This window comes from Brevibacillus sp. HB1.1 (assembly GCF_013332445.1).
Classification (GTDB): Bacteria; Bacillota; Bacilli; order Brevibacillales; family Brevibacillaceae; genus Brevibacillus; species Brevibacillus porteri.
Map to the genome: position 1 here is coordinate 14,251 of NZ_JABMIV010000021.1, position 19,592 is coordinate 33,842.

Consider the following 19,592-nt stretch of genomic DNA (forward strand, 5'->3'; position numbering starts at 1 on the left):
ATTATGGAAAAATGTAACTGCTAATCAAACTTTATTTTTCTTAAGGTCATGTACGGTACCAAAAAGGCAGAGATACGAAAAAATGATCGAGGCTATAAGGCAGGAGATCCACTTTTGCCTCGAGAGTGGGACCCAGAAGAAGAAGAGTACACCGGTCGGATTGTAAGGCGGGTTATCACCCACGTACTGGCAGATAAGCAATTTCTGTAGCCAGGAAAGGTCATGCTGTCAATGGCACTGATTTATCACAACGGTATTGCAAGATAGTCATTTGCAAATAACAAAGAAGTGTCCCAAAGGACACCCTAATTGAACAGCATTATTTATGATCTTGAAAGTGCATAGATTTCAACCAAAAAGTTTTCTTGTGCACCCTTGGGACTCCCAATGTAAAGAGAGCGAGTAGAAACAACATCTGTGATTTTCTCGCTAACTACTCCAGTAAAATGAGTAGGATCATTGCCTCCACTAACATCTTGACTGACAGAAAAACTAATTTGATTAGGATTGGAAACTCCACTTATTACCCATTGAAAATTAACTGTGTCTGGCGGAAGGACTTCCGTACCAATATTTGAGCTAGAACGATGCGATTGACCAGGCAATGGGGAAGGAGCGGAATAAATAGCGCCGATAAACGTCGACTTAAGTGCACTCATGAAAAAACACCCTCTCAGGAAAGTAACTACATGAAGATCATATTTCAAGAAAATGGTAAATATGCAATCGATTTTAAACAACTTACTAGAAGTACAGCGGCATTTTACAAAACACACATTTGTTAAATGGAGGGTTTAGCATGATTAATCTAATCAAGATCGAGAAATTGGAGGAAGTGACAAAGTACGAAGACCCGAAAACGTCTCACATACATCATGGCGGAAAGGATTGGACAAACGGGGTTCCGCTTATTTTGATCAAACGCGAAGGCGGCGTGGTAGTGACTGACCAATGGGTATTTATCAACAATAACGGAGAGTTGGTATACGAAAAGAAAAATAACAAGTGGGCGCGAGTGAATATTACGATGTGAATAAGTCGCACATAAAAGAAGTGTATGTGGTTCGAATGAGTTAACACAACATTACGGGAGTTAAGAATAAAGCGGAGTTTATCTAGGGACCTTCGGTGATTAATTCTTCCGACTGCCTCATCTTTAGAAATCCAAGACCAAATTCATTACAATTACAATCAGTTATCTCCTTAGAATGTGCTTAAATAAGATATCTGGTGAAGGAGTTATTTATGGAAGCAATCATTTCAGATGTTAAAACAGAAAGGGGCTCGCTATGATCTGGATTAATCCACCTTATGAAGTAGAAGAAGTATCGATTATTACTGTAACGGAATGGGTTGAAAAACAAGCTAGATATATTAGACAGGCAGGGCCAGACCATTATGCCATCGTTGATTTCGTAATCGAACCATGTCAAGGTCTTATTGGCTTTAAGAATGAAGCATTGATTCAAGATGATTTGAAAGGAAATACAGAGTGGGAACGACTGTTTCCTATATTGATATGTTGCATCTATGACGCTTTAAAAGAGTATATACAATATCAATATCACGAACGAAATCTGGCAATTGGCAATTTCATGTTCAAGCTCATAAGTCTTGAAATCCGTCCTGGAAGTACCAGATTGACAGATTTCAAAATAGCAACACTTATCGGTCTGAAAGAGGTATTTGAAAATAATGAAGCAAAGAGAAGTACAACTTAGCGGTCGGTATTTCGCTTTACAGATGATGAAATGAATAGCTGAATTTGTTAATGATTTTGTGAAGGCTCCAATCATTGGCAGAACATGCCAAGAAACAGTGCGATCAAAACTTCGATTGCGAGGACTGTCCCACACATGGTTAGTCTATTGTTACTTAACAAAAGAGAAAGTAAGAAAACGAGAGCATGATCGCCCTCGTTCACTATGAAAATAGCAATTATCCTCTACTGCAAAGATGAATCCACGGAGGGCAACCCCCCAATTGTGTTCGAGCACATGTGGTGGATGGACGGAGAAGAAAAGCTGTTTTGGGTTAAGTGTGGGTAGGCAGCGGAGCCAAAGTATTTAACACAATATTTCGGGAGTGAAGGTGTGGGAACGATGGTGCCTGCTGGAATCCGAGATAACGGAAAACATAAGACGTTTGAAACTGGAGCAAAACGAGATCGAGCGCTAGGGAAAGGCAGATATGATGTGCTCTCTCCTGTAGCAATGCGCCGAATAGCACAGAGAAGTGAGCTAGGTGAAATCAAATACGGCGATGGACGCAATTGGGAAAAAGGGATGCCGATCAGTGAGTTTATGGATAGCGCTCTGAGGCACATTTTTCAATATATGACTGGCGAAGAGCAATTTATCAAAAAGTGTATGAAGAGAATGGGGGAAAAGGTAGATGTAGCACTTAAAAGGGGCATTGTTAATCGATATCGATTGTTATTAGAATGTGAGCGACATCCAGGCATTCTGCGAACGGACGATCATAAATTTCGTCATCGAAATATTCGATGAAAATGGTTTCTACATGTTTGGCCAACTCTTCAGGGGTGCTGTAGCTAGATTGAAGCAGTGTAATAATCTCATTTATTTCAAATCGGTAATGATCGTGTTCGGGATCTATACTAACTAACCCAATCGGGTCCCATCTATCAATAATGTTTTTTACTTTAGCATAAATCAATTGTTTCACCTCGAATTTGGTCAGTCTAAGTATATTACCATAAAAAAGCGGACGTTAACTGATTAGTTAGGGAGGGGAGGGTATGTTAGATTGCACAAAGATTAAGACGTTTACATCATATTCCTGCTGGTATGGGATCGACGGAACGAACACGATTTTCGAGGACTATCAGATCGTAGTAGAGACCATGCAGCAGTGGCAGCTCCATCAAATGCCTGAGTTCAATGGTTATTAACAAAACGGTAATTATGAAAATTAAAAAAACACTTCTCACCGAGAAGTGTAAGAAGAGACATTGATTCTTACTCTGTTACATCAATTTCCCAATCTTCTGATCCTATAATATTTCCTTTCTCTACAGAAAATCGAAGGGTATATTTTCCTGATTCTTGGAAGAAAACTGTCCCTTCATATCCATCCTCATAAGGTTGCATTACAATGCTCACATTTTGGTTATTGTCAAAGTAAGTTACTTTTACAAGTGCATTCCGTAACGGCCTATCATTGTAAAACAAATTGCTCGCTACATCAATTGGAGTTTTGGCTACAATTCCATTGGCAGAACCGGCTTGTAAGTTCCATCCAAATTCATTTCTTTGGGCTGATAATGGGTCAAGTAAGAAACTTGCAGGAATTAAAAGTGCAAATAAGAGAGGCAGAACAACTAGTAAGTTTCCGGATTTAAAAAGTTTTTTGTTCAAAATGAATTACCTCCGATTCTAATACTGATCTTGCTTACATTTTAAGGACGAAGTTAATGGTAATTTGTTACAACTTATTTCGATTTTTTTTACAAAACACACGATTAGTTAAATGGAGAGGCTCTGAATACTCTTGAACTGGCCAAAGAGACCTTTCGCGAGTTTGTCCAGAAACAATGAAAACGGTGTGCCCTTTGAACTAAGACACACCGGATGCTGTTTGGCGAATAAAGATATACGGTTTCACTTATTACTGATTGGAATGATCTTATGTGTTTTGAAATCCCATTTGTATAAATCGGTATGAGGCAGAGGCGGCAGGGGGAGGGGAACAAAAAAGTCCTTCTAGATTACTGAAGGACTCTGGTTTCATTTCTTATCGAACACTAAAATAGATTGTCTTTTCTACGCCACCGTACTCAACAGTAAACCATCCAACATCCGATCCTGTAGAATGTGTCGCTTTAACCATAGCATATACAGTTCTAGGCTGTTTAATGTACTCGCATGCTGCTTCCTCAAGTATGTTAACTTCATTTGACACAACCTTAGATGTGCCGTCTGAAAAAAATGCAGTTACCCAAATAGGAGCATAGTCACCAGGATAGAAGTAACGAGGGATATCTTCTTCAATAACAAGCTTCGTGACAGTGACTGGAGCTGTAACATTTGATTGTACGGGATGAGGTGATGCGGCACTCGCTGATGAAACAATGGCAAAGAGTGAAAAAATTGATAAAGCTACAGATGCTAATCTTTTCATTTTCTATCATCTCCTAATATTTCGGTTTATTTAGAGGTTACCTTTATATGACAAAAAATACAATATTTTAAAACTCGAAATATTCTTTCCTTTCGAATGGAGAACAAGTATTAACATATGAGAAATAGGAAAGTAGAAAGACGACCCTATTTTACAAAGGTCGTCTACTGAATTCCTTATATCTGGTGAATATGTATAAGCCCCGTTGGACTGGGGCCTTGAACCTAGCAATTGCAATTGCAAGGGAAAGGAAAGAGGTTTATAACGAAATTTAATGGAATGGTGATGATGGTGAACGTTTCATTGCTACCAGTGTAGACCCGAACGCGAAAACCATTTGGTCCGACACTGAGCAGACAGCCTGTAAATGTATCAAATATTGTTCTTACTACAACAATTCTGTTGATTAAACGGACTGCTTTTCTACGATTCTTTCTTTGTACTTCTAAGGACACTTTTCTCGACGAAGTTGTAACACCTTTTTGTGCTGCCAATTCTGCACCTCCTTATAAACGATCGTTAATACTAAATTTGATGTTTTTGTGAGAGAGATTTGCGTATAATTGGCCTCCGTACGCCAGCCACGCTGATACGTTTGAATGGAATGACCACCACGCCAGTTCTCGACATATTAATCAGCTCGTTTCTCTCACATGGTATAGAGAATGCAAATGAGGGAAGCTTGGCAACTGATACGAACCTATGGTAAACGCAAATGTGCTAATTGATTCGCAAATTCATTTAATAAAGGCTTATCCAAATGAACGACAAAGTGTAAAGGGCAATTATGTAAAAAGGGCAGCTAATAAAGCCGCCCATAAACATTGAAAATTACTCGAAACTGCAAGCAACAATTACACTCATTAATGTCACTACTTAATTGTGATTGCGGACAACCCCAAAAGTAAGGTATGTCATATAACGGACAATATAATGGTGTAACTTGTTTTCAAATTTTTGTAAAATATTGATCTATCAACCATTGGAATGATTGCATATGGGAACTTAGCACACGATTTGATAAATGTAAGGGGGGATATGTCATGAAATACGGAATGAAAGTTGGCAAAATATATCCTTATGAAGGAACAGAAGTATTTCATGAAGGGGAAAGACGCAAGAAACGTCAACACACCTCTTAACCAAATGGAAGAGGTGTGTCTATTATCAAACTTTGTTAAAACGTAAATTTAGTTGTCTAGTAGGGAACCATCGGGAAATGCATTCTTTAGAGAGTCAGCAAGTACAATAATTTTACTCCAATCAAAATTGTACTTGTTAAAAACAGATGCGCTTGTGATGCCGCGCTTAACGACTCTTCCATTTTCTTCATCCAAAAGGTAGACAGTTGCACTATTTTGGAACTTTATCAGTTGAGCATTTTCACCAATGACTGGCCCATCTGGAATACTGCTTAGAGACGAATATTCCCGAATACCATCCCAATTATTAAATAATTTAAAATAAACTTCGGCACTAACAATGCCTCTTTTTTTACCATCCATGACCAAATATACAGTTGCACTGTTAGTTTCTTTCACCCGAAAACCATTCAATAGATGTGGATCTATTGCTTTTGCTTGAATGGACTGATTTGATTTTGAAGAATGAGAGGTGGCAGTCGTCTTATTTGATTCAGCATACGATGGTGTAGCCAACATACTAGCTAAAAGTAATGTAGCAGATAGGCAAGACAAAGTTCGCTTCATAAAAAACAACTCCTCAATTGTAATTTTTTTCCAATTCAATATGAATTTCTTGACTATCAATTGTTTTCCTTTTGATGTATGGAAGGATTTGTTACAAAAATGTGAATACTGAAATTTCGAGGAGTTTTTTCAATACATGGCTGGCGGTAATCTCTAGTGACCCAGCCGCCCTTTTCTTCCCTTGGCCGGAAGGGAGGGGTTTTTTTATGTTCAATTGCGCTCAATAACCCTTTTATTACCATTTATGTAAATGTATTAGCATATCGTGATATAAGTCGTAATAAGATGGATTTGTAACATAATCCATGAAGATCGAGAGGGATACTATGAAATTCAAGAAATGTGTTAGGAATGTACTAATGGTAGGTGCCCTGCTTGTCACTTCCGTATTGCCCATGGCGGCACAAGCAGAGGAAAATCAAGCGGAGGCGACAGCGGTATCCAATTCCAAAATTATTGGCTACTATCCCTCATGGGGAGCTTATGGACGAAACTACAATGTAACGGATATCGATCCCAATAAAGTAACGCATATTAACTACGCATTTGCGGATATTTGCTGGAATGGCAGACACGGCAACCCAGATCCAACGGGGCCCAACCCACAAACATGGGCTTGCCAGGATGAAGTAGGCAATATTAACGCCCCGAATGGTACAGTTGTTCTCGGAGATCCATGGATTGATGTGCAAAAGTCCTTTCCAGGAGATACGTGGGATCAGCCGATCCGCGGAAATTTGAATCAATTGGCAAAATTAAAGCAAAAAAACCCTCAATTAAAGACATTAATATCGATCGGGGGCTGGACGTGGTCCAATCGCTTCTCTGATGTAGCGGCAGATCCGGCTGCACGCCAAGTATTTGCACAGTCCTCGGTAGATTTTATCCGGAAATATCAGATGGATGGGGTCGATCTCGATTGGGAGTACCCGGTTAGTGGAGGGTTGCCTGGAAACAGCACACGTCCAGAAGATAAACAAAATTACACGCTATTGCTACAGGCTGTCAGAGACAAACTCGATGCGGCTGAGGTAACGGATGGCAAACAGTACTATTTGACGATTGCCTCTGGTGCCAGCCCTAGTTATGCCGCAAATACAGAGCTTGGAAACATTGCCCGGATTGTGGATTGGATCAATATTATGACCTACGACTTCTATGGAGCCTTCCAAAAGCAGAGCGGACATAATGCGCCGTTGGCCTATGATCCGGCAGCAGGAGCAGCTGGTTTGCCAAATGCTCAAACCTATAATATCCAAACAGCTGTAGAGGGTCATCTCCGTGACGGTGTTCCTGCCAGCAAGCTCGTTCTCGGACTTCCGTTTTACGGAAGGGGCTGGTCGGGTTGCGCAACGGCTAACAATGGAGAATATCAAAATTGCACGGGGCCGTCAGTCGGAACATGGGAACCTGGCATGCTTGACTTCACGGATATCCAAAATAATTATGTGAACAAAAATGGCTTCACACGCCACTGGAATGACGCGGCAAAAGTGCCCTATCTCTTCAACCCGGCTTCGAAAACATATATTAGCTATGACGATGTGACTTCAATCGGACACAAAACTTCTTATATTACATCCAAAGGTTTGGCAGGCGCGATGTTCTGGGAATTTAGCGGAGACCGTAACAAAGCACTGCTAGATAAAGTGTATGGCGATCTTCTGGGCGGGCCAGCTCCAGTCGACAACGTACCGCCGACAGCACCAGCCACTCTCCAATCGACTGCAAAAACAGCGACAAGTGTTAGCCTGAGTTGGGGAGCTGCTACCGACAATGTAGGGGTTACTGGCTATGAGGTATACAATGGCACTCAGCTTGCAAAAACGGTAACCGGTACAACTACTACAATTAGCGGGCTTACTGCTGGAACCGCTTACCAGTTCACTGTGAAGGCGAAAGATGCAGCAGGTAATTCCTCCGTAGCAAGCAATGAGGTAACGGTTACGACGGATACAATTCAGCCAGATAATCAACCTCCAAGCACACCAAGCAATCTGGTTATTACAGGGAAAACAGGAACGAGTATCAGTCTGAGCTGGGCTGCTTCTACGGACAATATCGCGGTGACGAATTACGAGGTTTACAACGGAACAGCATTAGCTGCGGATGTAACAACTACGACTGCAACTGTCACAGGACTCACACCTAACACTTCCTATACCTTCTCTGTAGTAGCGAAGGATGCGGCAGGTAATTCTTCACAGAAGAGCGTCGAGGTAGTAGGTGTAACAGATGCTGCAAATCCGGGAACCCCAGCGTGGGCACCAAATGTAAGCTACGTGCCTGGTGATCTGGTCAGCTATCAAGGCAAGGTATACAAATGTTTGCAACCACACACTTCACTCGTGGGATGGGAGCCACCAAATGTAGCAGCTCTCTGGCAAGTTCAACAACAAGCGGCAGTTGAAGGCGTCGAGGGTTATGTAGATGAGCCAATTGTGGAGGAAACAGACGGTACTGAAGGAACAGAAGGTACTGAACAAACAGAACAAACACCAGAAACAGAAGGAAATGTAGATACCCAATAAGTAGGGAAGGGGCTGTCCCTCCAGTCATGAAAATGACGGAAGAACAGCCCCTATTTGTTCGTTTGGAAATTAAGCAAAGGCTTTTAACAGTTGGAGGACTAATGGAATAAGATCTCCAATAAAAGTAAGAATCGCAATTGCAGTATTCATAGAAGCCCCTCCTTAAAATTCCAAATTCACTATTATTATATTAATGTTCATAATAGTAATCAAGAAATATTTTCCACTCATGTTGAATTAATTAAGTGGCTTATGTAAAAAAGCGATAGAATGCCTTGAGAAAAATAGCGATTTGTAGTGCAACTAGACCAAAAATAATAACAGCCCAGTCTCTGTTCTTTTTCCATTCCAATACACCTTTCGAGGCACAGATAACGACAAGGCCTACCAATGCGAATAGCTGAAAGAAAGCGACACTTGTCAGTAGTGCTAAAATTCCAATGACAATAACAACAGTTGTAGTCGCTTTAAACCAAAAGGGCTGCTCACTCATACTAACGCCCCATTTCCCTTTTTTGTAAATTTTAACATACATAAGAAATAAGCCAAGCCATAAGCAAGAAGAACCTCCTTTGCCAGCAGGTTAAGTGTGGTTCTTTTTCAATCAGAAAAAGTTGATCGAAATATAAGAAAAAACGAAATTGACACAAAATACAAATTTCAGTATGATCACTTTATAAAGTCATTGGAAAAATAAAGGATGAACGAATACGATGCGCAGAACTGGAGATCTGAAACTAATCCAAGAGCTCAATCGCTTTATTATACTCGACACCATTCGCCAGTTTGGGCCCATCTCGCGAAGTGATATCGCCAAAAAGCAGGGCATCAGTCCAACTACAGTCACCTCGGCAGTCAATGAGCTGATCCGTGACGGAATGGTTGCAGAAGATGGAACAGGTGAGTCAAAGGGTGGCCGTAAGCCGATTATGGTTCGCTTCTGTCCAGACGGGAAGTTTTTGATTGGCGTCTCTATTACGAATACAGCGATTACGATTGCCGAAATGAATTTGGAAGCGGCTACAAAGCAAAAGAAAATCTATCCGGTAAAAGCTGGTCTAGTGAGTGACCTGATCATCCAGTATGTGCTGGATTCGATCGAGGACTTTCTCCAGTCGGTGGATGATGTCAGCCGTTGTCTTGGAATTTCCATCATCGCACCAGGGATTGTCGATGCAGCGAGTGGGGTCATCCGATTCAACTCCAAGCTGCGCTTGCATGATGTTCCGTTAAAGGACATGGCAGAAGAGCGTTTTGGGCTAAAAACTTGGCTCGACAATGATGCCAATGCAATCGCCCTGGCAGAAAAAAACTTCGGTGGTGGACTGAATGCTAATAATCTCCTGTTTGTCACCGTAGGAGAAGGGGTTGGTTCGGGTCTCGTTGTAAACGGTTCCATCTTCCGTGGAAGTCGTGGTGGAGCAGGTGAATTCGGACATACGACAGTCGATCGAAGCGGGATGCGCTGTGACTGCGGCAACGTTGGTTGTTTGGAAAACTACGTGGCGTGGCCAGCCATTTACTCAGGTATACTGTCCGCCGTTACACGCGGAAAAGAAACGCTCGTCATGGATTTGGCAGACGGAGATATGACAAAAATCACATTTGATGTTTTTCGCCAAGCACTGCATCAGGGGGATCAAGTATGCCAAGACATCGTCGACGAAATCGCTTCGTACATGTCGATCGGTATTGTGAATCTGGTGAATTTGTTCAACCCGAGCCTGATCATACTGGGTGGAGAAATGATCCGGGACAATCAAGTGTTGTTTGAGCGCATCCAAAAACAAGTAATGGCTCAAGCGATGGGGACGATGGTCGAAGGGCTGGAATTCCGTCCAACGGTACTGGGGGCTGATTTCGAGGTCAAGGCTGCTGCTGCTGTTTTGTTACAAGATGTTTTTCACTTCAGCTTGTAACATCTTTTTTGCAAACTTTATTTGGTCATTGGAAAAAGAAAGTCAACCCATCAAAAATCGTTGAAAGGGGGCGAGTCGAAAAGGGGAGCGTGTCGTGCTTGGCAATATTTTGGGGGTAAAAGAGGAGAACGTAAATCGAGGAGGGATTTCTGATGAAGAAGTTGGTTTCGATTGCAATGGCTGCTCTCTTGGTAGCAGTGGCAGGATGTTCGGGCGGTGGACAGAGCTCCGCACCAGCTGGAACGACTGGCAGTGCTGCTTCAGGTGAAAAGGTAACGCTCACATATGCGCTGTGGGACAAAAACCAATTGCCTGCGATGGAGGAAATGGCGAAAAAGTTTAACGAAAAGAACCCGAACGTGGACATCAAAATAGAGCTAACGCCTAACAAGCAATACTGGACAAAGATGGAGGCAGCCGCAACGGGTGGCACCTTGCCGGACATTTTTTGGATTAATGGTCCACGTATCATTAAATACGCAGCGAATGACATGCTCTTGCCGCTTACAGATCAAATGAAGGCAGATGGCATCGATCTGAACAATTATCCGAAAGCTCTCGTTGATCTCTACACCTACGATGGACAAAACTACGCGCTACCGAAAGATTTCGACACCATTGGCCTTTGGTACAACAAGAAGCTGTTTGACGACGCAAAAGTACCGTATCCAGACGAAACTTGGGATTGGAACAAGCTGAAGGAAGTAGCAAAGCAACTGACTGATGAGAAAAAAGGCGTTTGGGGAATTGCAGCACCTCCTTATGGACAGGACGGCTTCTATAACACGATCTATCAAAACGGTGGCTATATTATTTCGGAAGACAAGAAAACGTCCGGCTATGACAAACCGGAAACGATCGATGGCCTCAAGTTTTGGACAGACCTGATCAACGAAAAAGCATCGCCAACAGCAGCGCAATTGTCCGAAACAGAGGCAACACAGCTGTTTGAATCAGGCAAGATCGCGATGATGTACAACGGATCATGGATGGCATCCGCTTTTAATAAGAATGAGTATACAAAGGACAAAGTGGACGTGACGTATCTTCCAAAAGGGAAAGAGAACACAAGCGTCATTCACGGCCTGGGCAACGTGATTTCGGCTAATACCAAACATCCGAAGGAAGCATGGGAATTCGTGAAATTCTTGGGCTCGAAAGAAGGGGCAGAAATCCTGGCAAAATCGGGTGCTGCGATTCCGGCATTTAACGGAACACAGGATACATGGATACAATCCATGCCGAACTTTAATCTGAAAATTTTTATTGATCAGGCAGCTGTAGCGAAACCGTATCCGATCTCGAAGGACACGGCAAAATGGGCCAAGCTGGAAACAGAACTCATGACCAAGGCTTGGGCTGGACAAATGAGCGTAGAGGATGCATCCAAAGAGCTCGCGCAAAAAATGAACGAAATGCTTAGCCAAGAATAGAAGGTCCATGATGGATGGCTTCGTATCATGGACGAGGCCATCCTTTTTTGAAAAGCTTATGTAAGGAGGGAATGAATGCGATGAGCAGCCAGTTGCAGCCTGAAATGCACGCCGCCGTCCAGCAAAAAACGAAAAAATCGTTGAATCATATGAAGAGAAATGATTGGTTCTGGGCGTATCTCATGATTGCTCCGACACTGATCGGGTTGAGTGTCTTCTACTTATGGCCGATTGTACAAACCATTTATTTGAGCTTTACCAAATGGGGGGGATTCGGCAAGTACAAGTGGGCTGGCTTACATAATTACGAGTTGTTGTTCAAGGACCCTTACTTGTGGATCGCGCTGAAAAACACGCTGATTTATACAGTGATCGCAGTTCCTGTCGGTATCGCTATCTCCATTTTTATCGCTGTGCTGCTTAATCAGAAAATTAAGGGGATTACGATTTATCGCACCCTGTACTTCCTGCCCGTTGTGACGATGGCGGCAGCGGTGGCGATGGTGTGGAGATGGTTGTACAACGCTGATTACGGTCTGATCAATTATTTACTGGGCTTGGTAGGCATTGAGGGGCCACGCTGGATATCTGATCCCGCTATTGCTTTGTATGCGGTGATTATCGTTGCCGTTTGGAGCTCCATCGGATACAACATGGTGATTTTCCTGGCCGGACTGCAAGGCATCCCGAGAAGCTATTACGAAGCAGCAGAAATTGACGGCGCAGGACCGGTTCGCATGTTTTTCAAGATTACGTTGCCGCTGTTGACTCCTTCCATCTTTTTCGTCAGTATCACTTCCTTGATTGGGGCTTTTCAGGTATTTGACCTGATTTATCTGATGCTTGGAAGCAAAATGGGCAATCCAGCTACTGAGCAAACGCAAACGATGGCGTACTTGTTCTTTACCAATGGATTTGAATCAGGGAACGGTGGCTATGCGGCCGCGGTTGCCGTCGTGCTTCTGGTGATGATCCTGATTGTCACGGCTATTCAAATGAAATTGCAGAAAAAATGGGTTCACTATGATTAATCAAAGCTGAACAGACGGGAGGGATATGGAATGAGTGTTTATACGAGTCGGAACAAAATGGGCAAGAAGTTGTTCATTCATCTGCTGTTGATTGCAGGTGCTCTCGTGATGATTGCGCCATTCATCTGGATGGTTCTCACTTCGCTCAAGTCACTGGGCGAATCGACACAGGTGCCTCCGGTCATTTTGCCGACCAAGTATCAATGGGAGAACTACACCCATATTTTTGAGATGCTGCCGTTCTTGGATTTTTATTGGAATACCGTGATCACAACCTTGGCGAAGGTAGTCGGGCAAGTATTCCTTTGCTCACTTGCGGCGTACGCATTCGCGCGAATTGAATTTCCAGGGCGAAACGCCTTGTTCATCCTGTTCTTGACCGTTTTGATGGTGCCAGGTCAGGTGTTTCTGCTCCCGCAATTTATGATTATGAAAGAGCTCGGCTGGCTGAATACGTTGACAGCATTGATTGTACCGGGCTTGTTCAGTGCATTCGGCACGTTTCTACTGCGTCAGTTTTTCATGTCGCTGCCAAAAGAACTGGAAGAAGCAGCGAAGCTCGATGGCTGCAACCATTTTCAGATTTACTGGAGAATTATGCTACCGCTGGCGAAGCCCGGTTTGATCGCACTCGCCATTTTCGTAGCGCTGTGGTCTTGGAACGACCTGATGTGGCCGCTGATCGTCAACAGCACGCCTGATAAAATGCCGCTCTCTGCTGGCTTGGCGTACTTGACAGGCGAGCACACCAATTTGACGAACTACCCGATATTGATGGCGGGCTCCGTTCTTGCCATTTGGCCGATGATTATCGTCTTTATTTTCATGCAGAAGCATTTTGTCGAGGGAATTACCCTAACTGGGTCCAAATAGTACAAGTTCAAAAAGTTGGCTTTTTGAACAACCGTAAATAGTCATTTTCGAAAAAAGGAGTGAAACCATTATGAATCATGTTCTGGTAATCGGAGCAGGCACCATGGGGACTGTTCACGCGAAATCGTATGCTGCCATGGAAAACGTCAAGCTGGTCGGGATCGTCGATATCCGCAGCGAGAGAGGAAAAGAGCTAGCAGCCGAGACAAAGACGGAATGGTTTGAGAGCTATGAAGAAGCTATGGAAAAACTGGCGCAGGTCGACATCATAGATGTGTGTTTGCCTACGTACCTGCATAAAACCTATGTGAAAAAGGCAGCGGATGCAGGCAAGCATGTCATTTGCGAAAAGCCGTTGGCTCGTGATAAGGAAGAAGCTCGTTTTATCGTTGATTATTGCCGGGAGAAGAACGTCAAGCTGTTCGTCGGACACGTCCTGCGCTTTTTCCCAGAGTACGAGAAGTCCCGTCAGCTGGTTAATGACGGCGCGATTGGCAACGTTGGTGTGGCACGTACGTTCCGCGGTGGTATCTTCCCGACAGCGTGGAACGACTGGTACGCCGACTACAAAAACAGTGGCAGCCTTGTTTTAGATATGATCATTCACGATTTTGACTTTTTGCGTTGGTGCTTCGGGGATGTGGAGCGTGTGTACGCGAAAGGCTTGCTTGGCCGAGGGTTTGCCCGGATGGATTACGCACTCGTTACGCTTCGCTTCAAGAACGGCATGATTGCACATGTGGAAGGCTCATGGGCACATGAAGGCTTCGCGATGAAAATGGAGCTGGCAGGAAAGGAAGGCATCATTGCCTACGACAGTTCGAAGGAAAAACCGTTAGTGGCGGTTAATCGCTCGAAGCAAGCGGGTATGAGCGGAGTAGCAGTTCCGGAGAGTCCGTTGCGTGAAAACCCGTATTTCAGAGAATTGAAGCATTTCATCGAATGCATCGACCGTGATCTGGAGCCACTCGTGACGGCAGAAGATGCCGTGAAAGCGGTAGAAATCGCTCGTGCTGCGCTTGTGTCAATCGAAACGGGCAAACCCGTAACTTTGGTGTAGGAGGGGACTGGACATGAAACTCGGAATCATCAGTGTTGCACATATGCATGCATACAGCTACGCAAATGCGGTTGCGAAATTAGATGGGGTTCAATTGGTCGGGGTAGCAGACGAGGATGAAGTGCGCGGAAAGGCGGCGGCTGAAACGTTTGGCGTTCCGTTCTTCTCCGATTATCATGAGCTGCTCGCAACGGGTATCGATGCGGTCATCGTCACCTCGGAAAATGCCAAGCACCAAGAGCATACGTTAGCGGCAGCGAAGGCTGGCAAGCACATCTTGTGCGAAAAACCGCTGGCGACAACAGCAGAGGCTGCTCAAGAAATGATTGACTTTTGCCGCGAACAGAGCGTCATTTTGCAGACGGCATTCCCAGTGCGATTCCATCCGGCTGTCGTGCGAGCAAAGCAATTGGTGGAGCAAGGTAAGATCGGACGTATCATGGCGATTCGGGGTACGAACCGTGGACAAAATCCTGGTGGCTGGTTCGTCGATCCGGAAAAATCCGGCGGAGGTGCAGTGATCGATCACACGGTTCACGTTGTTGATTTGATGCGCTGGTTCATGGACTCTGAAGTGCGTGAGGTTTATGCGGAGGTAGACAGCAAGTTTTCCGATACACCGATTGATGATTGCGGCATTTTGACCATGGAATTTGAGAACGGAGTTTTTGCCACACTCGATTGCAGCTGGTCTCGCAACAAGGCCTTCCCGACATGGGGAGACGTGACGATGGAAATTATCGGGACAGAAGGCACGATCTCGCTCGACGCTTTTTCTCAAAAGCTGGATGTCTATTCCAATGAAAAAGGCTTGAAGTGGGTCAACTGGGGCGATGACATGGACAGTCAATTGGTCAAAGATTTCGTCACCAGCGTGCGTGAAAAGAAAGCACCGTCGATTACCGGTGAAGACGGCTTGCGAGCGGTGGAAGTAGCACTCGCAGCTTATCAATCTGCTGAACAGAAGCAACCAGTTGTATTACGCTAGGACGGTGAATAACGCATGAGTGTACGTGTAGGCATGATCGGCGTAGGTGGAATCGGGCAGCATCATTTGAAAGGCTTGTTGACGGACGAAAGGGTAAAGGTCGTTGCAGTGTGCGACGTGAACCATGAGGCGGCTGCAGAGACTGCTGAGCGCATTGGTGCGCATGGCTACACCTCTTGGCGTGAGCTATTGGAGGTAGAAAAGCTGGATGCTTTGTTTGTGTGCGTCCCTCCTTTTGCACATGAAGAGATTGAGGAAACGGCGGCGGCGAAAGGCATTCATCTGTTTGTGGAAAAGCCAATTGGGCTGGACATACAGAAAGTGAACGAAAAGCAAGCGGCGATTGAAAAGGCAGGGATTATCACCGCGACGGGCTATTGCCTGCGCTATCTCGATATCGTGCAGGAAACGAAAGCGTACTTGGAGGGCAAGTCGATTGCACTCGTCCGCGGCCATTATTTGACCAAGTTCGTCACGACACCTTGGTGGAGGGAAATGGGCAAGTCAGGTGGACAGCTTGTCGAGCAGGCGACACATACGCTGGACATGATGCGGTATTTGGCGGGAGATATCGAGAAGGTCTATGCGCAGATGGCCTTGCTCGTCTCGCGTGACATTCCAAACATCGATATTCCGGACGTGACTTCCATCAGTATGGTGTTTCAGTCAGGGGCGCTAGGACATCTGGATACGTGTTTCATCCAGCAGGATCACCGTACGAATGTAGAAATCTTGGGCAAAGATTTCCGCGTCATGATCGACGGAAAGAAAGTAGTGATCATGGATGAGCAGGGAACACGTACGAAAGAGAGCGCAGTGAATATGTACGTGGAGCAAGATCGGGCGTTTATCACAGCGATTTTGACAGGGGATCGCAGCTTGATTCTGTCGCCGTATGAATCAGCGAGAAAGACGCTAGAAGTAACGTTGGCAGCGAATCAATCGGCACAAGAAGGGAAGCCTGTCACTATTTTGAGAAAAGGGGAGTGAGCAACATGGCTTTTCAAAAGGGGATCAATGCGTGGTGCTTCCCAAAGGAAACGAGCGTGCAAGAAATGTTTCGCCAGGCGAAAGCACATGGCTATCAAGGGGTAGAACTGAATTTGGACGAGGGAGATGCTCCCTTTCATCTAGAAATGACAGAGCAGGAATTAAAGGGCTTGGCGGATGAGGCTCGCGAGCTCGGTTTGGAGCTGCCAAGCGTCTCTACGGCTCTTTTATGGAAATATCCGTTGACACACAATGAGGAAGCGATCCGCGAGCAAGGCATTCGTGTTGTCGAGAAAATGATAGAGGCGGCAAGCATTTTTGGCTCACGGACCGTTCTTGTCGTCCCAGGTCTCGTAACGGCTGAGGTGTCGTATGATACGGCCTACGAGCGAGCGCGTGAAGCATTGCAGCGCTTGGCAAAAAAGGCAGAGCAGCATCAGGTATACATTGGGGTAGAAAACGTGTGGAACAAGTTTTTGCTCAGTCCACTGGAGATGGCCCGCTTGATCGATGAAGTAGACAGTCCATGGGTAGGTGCTTATTTTGATGTAGGCAACGTGCTGCAATTCGGTTTTCCTGAGCAATGGATTCGCATTTTGGGCAAGAGAATCCGAGCTATTCACGTCAAAGATTTCAAGACGTCGACTGGCAACATCACAGGTTTCGTGCCGCTGCTTGCTGGCGATATTCCATGGAACCGTGTGGTGGAAGCATTGCGTGAGATCGGGTACGACGGCTACATTATCCCGGAAATCTCGCCTTATAGCCAGTTGCCTGAGCAATTGATCGCGCATACGTCCCAAGCGTTGGACGCCATTTTTCAATCGTGAATGGACAGCAAGGATGTGAAGCGTAAGATGAATCAAGACAAACCATATGCCATCGGGATTGATCTGGGTGGTACCAAGATCATAGCCGCGATCGTCGACCAGCATGGCAATATCCTCAGTCAGGCGAACGCAGCGACCCAAACAGAAGAGGCAGCGCAGACAGTCATCGGTCGTATCGGTGATTTGGTGCAGACTGTCTTAGACGATAGCGGCATCCATCTCTCTCGCATTCGCGGGATCGGGATTGCAACTGCGGGAATTATTGATACACAGCGCCAAATGGTCATTTTTGCGAGCAATCTAAACTGGAGCGATGTGCCGATCGGCGCGATGCTTCAGGAGCGGTTTGGCGTAGCTGTGCAATTGATCAATGATGCCAATGCAGCAGCGGTAGCAGAATGGGCGTTTGGAAGTGCAAGAGGCACGAAAGACTTGATCTATGTAACGGTCAGTACGGGTGTTGGTGCTGGCATTATTAGTGGAGGACGGCTGATGACAGGTGTTGGCGATAGTGCCGGGGAGTTCGGGCATATTTCGCTTGATCCCGAAGGACCGTTGTGCGTGTGCGGGAATAGAGGATGTCTGGAAAATTACACGTCTGGGCTGGCTTTGGGAAGTAGAGCTAGGGAACAGCTTCTACAGGGTGTTACCAGCTCATTGCTCGTTGAAAATGGGAATGACCTGAGCAGGATAACGGCGAGAGAGGTTGGAGAGGCAGCGGTTCGGGGAGACTTACTCAGTATGACCTTGATGAAGGAAGCTGGTTATTATCTCGGGGTCGGGCTGACTAATCTGATCCATCTGTTCAATCCGCAGGTGATCGTCATTGGTGGCGGTGTGATGAAGAACGGACAGCTACTGCTTGCGGAAGCGAAGAACGTCATTCGCGAGCGCTCTATCTCTCGGATGGCAAACCAAGTGAGCATCCAGTTGACGACGATCGGAGCGGAAGCAGGTGTGCTCGGTGCAGCAGGCATGTATTATCCGTCCGAGCGTGAAATGGTTGAGGTTTAATAGAATGAGAGTTGTGGGGGCCGATGTTTGAATACATCGGCTTTTTCCTATGAAAGCGGACATAGAAGCCTAGACCTAGATTCTTTTCTTTTGGTAAAATATAGATTGGAAAATTTTCGCATGAATAGAGAGAAATAGACGGAGGGGTACCATGGCAGAAGCCAAAACAGCAAAAGCAGCGAAGAAGCCAGGATTTTTCAAAGAACTCATTACTTTTTTGTTTGTAGTTGCCTTAATCCTCGGAATCGCCAGCGGTGCTATTTTCTATTTATCTGGGAAAAATCTTGATGATTTACTAGGTGCGCGACCTGTAGCGAAAAAGGAAGTGAATCAGCCTGCAACGACTCCTGCACCCAAAAGTCCGGCGTCGACAGATCAAGAAGCGGGCACAAATCAGCATTCAAACGCTGTAGCTGTTTCCTCTGAGGGAACTGGTGCAACGGACGTGGCAATGCCAGCGGCCTATCCCGTCGAAACGCCAGGCCAACAAAGTAATGAGCGAGGACAGGTAGCACGAACCGAACTTCCTACTGAAAAGGGATCACTCAAGGGCACGATTACGTGGCAATATAACGATTTTGTTGGGACGAAGCCGGATGTGAATGCAAGGATTTACCTCATTCCTACTGACTTTGATAAAAATACGATTACAGATCTGGAAGAGGGTATGTTTGCGTATGATACCATTGCTCCAAAAGGCTCGGGATTGTATGCTGCAAAAGCAAATGGGTATGGAAATTACGAGATCGGCAACGTGCCTGCTGGGGAGTATCATATCTTAGTAGTGTCAAAACAAACCATTCGAAATGTGCAGGAACCTGTAGATGACCTTACTGCCTTTACGTTAAATCCGTACGTTAGGGATTGGGAAAATTTCGAAGCCGCTACGTTTTTGTTGTATAAACATGAACTTTCAAAAATTACGATTGAAGAAAACCAAACGCTCGATTTTAGCCACGATTTTGGTAATACCTATATTTAAGCTTGTTTTGGCCTTTAGACTCATAGGGTTTTCCCCCGCGATTCATGTATCATAAAACTATGGCACGTTTTGGCAAGAAAAACAGGTCA

General features: G+C 45.0%; 23 protein-coding genes. 16 read left to right on the forward strand and 7 right to left on the reverse strand.

The window, feature by feature from the left end; translation table 11 throughout:
• The first annotated feature begins 33 nt into the window (after positions 1-33).
• A complete protein-coding gene (locus tag HPY27_RS29075; protein WP_483296521.1) occupies positions 34-210 on the forward strand; it encodes a DUF3850 domain-containing protein in 177 nt (58 codons plus the stop codon).
• Between the two features lie 113 nt (positions 211-323).
• Here the strand turns inward: HPY27_RS29075 and HPY27_RS29080 are convergent, their stop codons facing one another.
• Positions 324-659: a DeoR family transcriptional regulator gene (locus tag HPY27_RS29080; RefSeq protein WP_085965035.1), complete on the reverse strand. Its 336-nt coding sequence runs from the start codon at positions 657-659 to the stop codon at positions 324-326.
• A gap of 140 nt (positions 660-799) precedes the next feature.
• Between HPY27_RS29080 and HPY27_RS29085 the strand changes: the two genes are divergently transcribed.
• From HPY27_RS29085 to HPY27_RS29095, 3 genes are all read left to right on the forward strand, one after another.
• Positions 800-1,033, forward strand: a complete 234-nt coding sequence (locus HPY27_RS29085; protein WP_254475982.1) for a hypothetical protein — start codon at positions 800-802, stop codon at positions 1,031-1,033.
• Between the two features lie 256 nt (positions 1,034-1,289).
• Positions 1,290-1,721, forward strand: coding sequence for a hypothetical protein (locus HPY27_RS29090; protein ID WP_173622401.1), 432 nt, complete (start codon positions 1,290-1,292; stop codon positions 1,719-1,721).
• Positions 1,722-2,102: 381 nt separating this feature from the next.
• Positions 2,103-2,510, forward strand: coding sequence for a dATP/dGTP diphosphohydrolase domain-containing protein (locus tag HPY27_RS29095; protein WP_254476011.1), 408 nt, complete (start codon positions 2,103-2,105; stop codon positions 2,508-2,510).
• On the opposite strand, the gene HPY27_RS30700 is transcribed toward HPY27_RS29095, so the two are convergent.
• Positions 2,419-2,688: a DUF1871 family protein gene (locus tag HPY27_RS30700; protein WP_173622402.1), complete on the reverse strand. Its 270-nt coding sequence runs from the start codon at positions 2,686-2,688 to the stop codon at positions 2,419-2,421. The two genes, HPY27_RS29095 and HPY27_RS30700, sit on opposite strands and share 92 nt — an antisense overlap.
• Before the next feature lie 73 nt (positions 2,689-2,761).
• Here HPY27_RS30700 and HPY27_RS29105 point away from each other — a divergent pair, with 73 nt between their 5' ends.
• Positions 2,762-2,914, forward strand: a complete 153-nt coding sequence (locus HPY27_RS29105; protein ID WP_017251113.1) for a hypothetical protein — start codon at positions 2,762-2,764, stop codon at positions 2,912-2,914.
• A 67-nt stretch (positions 2,915-2,981) separates the two neighbouring features.
• Here HPY27_RS29105 and HPY27_RS29110 read toward each other — a convergent pair whose 3' ends face one another.
• From HPY27_RS29110 to HPY27_RS29125, 4 genes are all read right to left on the reverse strand, one after another.
• Positions 2,982-3,380: a hypothetical protein gene (locus HPY27_RS29110; RefSeq protein WP_173622403.1), complete on the reverse strand. Its 399-nt coding sequence runs from the start codon at positions 3,378-3,380 to the stop codon at positions 2,982-2,984.
• 376 nt (positions 3,381-3,756) lie between these two features.
• Complete coding sequence (locus HPY27_RS29115; protein WP_017251115.1) at positions 3,757-4,143, reverse strand: hypothetical protein; 387 nt, start codon at positions 4,141-4,143, stop codon at positions 3,757-3,759.
• Positions 4,144-4,367: 224 nt separating this feature from the next.
• Positions 4,368-4,637, reverse strand: coding sequence for a hypothetical protein (locus tag HPY27_RS29120; RefSeq protein ID WP_174226543.1), 270 nt, complete (start codon positions 4,635-4,637; stop codon positions 4,368-4,370).
• A 696-nt stretch (positions 4,638-5,333) separates the two neighbouring features.
• Complete coding sequence (locus HPY27_RS29125) at positions 5,334-5,852, reverse strand: hypothetical protein (RefSeq protein WP_017251117.1); 519 nt, start codon at positions 5,850-5,852, stop codon at positions 5,334-5,336.
• Between the two features lie 305 nt (positions 5,853-6,157).
• On the opposite strand from HPY27_RS29125, the gene HPY27_RS29130 reads away from it, so the two are divergent.
• On the forward strand, positions 6,158-8,383 hold the full coding sequence (locus tag HPY27_RS29130) for a glycosyl hydrolase family 18 protein (protein ID WP_174226544.1): 2,226 nt from the start codon (positions 6,158-6,160) through the stop codon (positions 8,381-8,383).
• Positions 8,384-8,633: 250 nt separating this feature from the next.
• On the opposite strand, the gene HPY27_RS29135 is transcribed toward HPY27_RS29130, so the two are convergent.
• The gene (locus HPY27_RS29135) at positions 8,634-8,876 is read right to left on the reverse strand and encodes a hypothetical protein (RefSeq protein WP_174226545.1); all 243 of its coding nucleotides are present in this window, start codon (positions 8,874-8,876) and stop codon (positions 8,634-8,636) included.
• A gap of 220 nt (positions 8,877-9,096) precedes the next feature.
• Between HPY27_RS29135 and HPY27_RS29140 the strand changes: the two genes are divergently transcribed.
• The 10 genes from HPY27_RS29140 (at position 9,097) to HPY27_RS29185 (ending at position 19,503) form a co-directional block, all read left to right on the forward strand.
• The gene (locus HPY27_RS29140) at positions 9,097-10,302 is read left to right on the forward strand and encodes an ROK family transcriptional regulator (RefSeq protein WP_017251120.1); all 1,206 of its coding nucleotides are present in this window, start codon (positions 9,097-9,099) and stop codon (positions 10,300-10,302) included.
• Positions 10,303-10,454: 152 nt separating this feature from the next.
• A complete protein-coding gene (locus HPY27_RS29145; protein WP_017251121.1) occupies positions 10,455-11,735 on the forward strand; it encodes an ABC transporter substrate-binding protein in 1,281 nt (426 codons plus the stop codon).
• Between the two features lie 71 nt (positions 11,736-11,806).
• On the forward strand, positions 11,807-12,766 hold the full coding sequence (locus HPY27_RS29150; protein WP_173622406.1) for a carbohydrate ABC transporter permease: 960 nt from the start codon (positions 11,807-11,809) through the stop codon (positions 12,764-12,766).
• 30 nt (positions 12,767-12,796) lie between these two features.
• Positions 12,797-13,639, forward strand: a complete 843-nt coding sequence (locus HPY27_RS29155; protein WP_174226546.1) for a carbohydrate ABC transporter permease — start codon at positions 12,797-12,799, stop codon at positions 13,637-13,639.
• Positions 13,640-13,709: 70 nt separating this feature from the next.
• The gene (locus HPY27_RS29160) at positions 13,710-14,699 is read left to right on the forward strand and encodes a Gfo/Idh/MocA family protein (RefSeq protein ID WP_017251124.1); all 990 of its coding nucleotides are present in this window, start codon (positions 13,710-13,712) and stop codon (positions 14,697-14,699) included.
• A gap of 13 nt (positions 14,700-14,712) precedes the next feature.
• Positions 14,713-15,687, forward strand: coding sequence for a Gfo/Idh/MocA family protein (locus HPY27_RS29165; protein ID WP_174226547.1), 975 nt, complete (start codon positions 14,713-14,715; stop codon positions 15,685-15,687).
• A gap of 15 nt (positions 15,688-15,702) precedes the next feature.
• Positions 15,703-16,677 carry a Gfo/Idh/MocA family protein gene (locus HPY27_RS29170; protein WP_174226548.1) on the forward strand — a complete coding sequence of 325 codons (975 nt, stop codon included), beginning with the start codon at positions 15,703-15,705 and terminating at the stop codon, positions 16,675-16,677.
• Positions 16,678-16,682: 5 nt separating this feature from the next.
• On the forward strand, positions 16,683-17,507 hold the full coding sequence (locus HPY27_RS29175; RefSeq protein ID WP_174226549.1) for a sugar phosphate isomerase/epimerase family protein: 825 nt from the start codon (positions 16,683-16,685) through the stop codon (positions 17,505-17,507).
• 27 nt (positions 17,508-17,534) lie between these two features.
• Positions 17,535-18,521: an ROK family protein gene (locus HPY27_RS29180; protein WP_174226550.1), complete on the forward strand. Its 987-nt coding sequence runs from the start codon at positions 17,535-17,537 to the stop codon at positions 18,519-18,521.
• Positions 18,522-18,672: 151 nt separating this feature from the next.
• Positions 18,673-19,503, forward strand: a complete 831-nt coding sequence (locus HPY27_RS29185; protein WP_174226551.1) for a hypothetical protein — start codon at positions 18,673-18,675, stop codon at positions 19,501-19,503.
• Positions 19,504-19,592: the final 89 nt, after the last annotated feature.